This window comes from Shimia litoralis, from assembly GCF_005518135.1.
Taxonomy (GTDB): Bacteria; Pseudomonadota; Alphaproteobacteria; order Rhodobacterales; family Rhodobacteraceae; genus Shimia_E; species Shimia_E litoralis.
In genome coordinates, this window is the sequence record NZ_SULI01000084.1 from 1 (window position 1) to 337 (window position 337).

The following is a 337-nucleotide window of genomic DNA, read 5'->3' on the forward strand; positions in this document are numbered from 1 at the left end:
TGGACCTGTCGCGTTTTAGTGCCGCCCCAAGTGCTCGTTTAAGCCACCTTTCGTTCGAAGGCGACAGGGCTTTTCCAGCCCAGTGCTGAGTGACGGCGGCGTGGATTGTAGAACCCGTTTATGTATTCGAAGATCGCCATTTCAGCCTTCCGACGGGTCTCCCAAGGATGCCGCCAGATCAGTTCAGCTTTGATGGTCTTGAAGAACGTCTCGACGGCGGCGTTGTCGTAACAATTACCCTTACCGCTCATCGATACTTTGAAGCCGTTCTGGCGCAGGATTTTCTGGTAGTCATGGGAACAATATTGCGACCCGCGATCCGTATGATGGATGCAGC

The 337-nt window shown here is 53.7% G+C and carries 1 protein-coding gene; it reads right to left on the reverse strand.

What is annotated here, in order from left to right; genetic code table 11:
- Nucleotides 1–38: 38 nt before the first annotated feature.
- The coding region (locus FAP39_RS17435; RefSeq protein WP_138017636.1) for an integrase core domain-containing protein at nt 39–337 on the reverse strand (299 nt) is incomplete at its 5' end.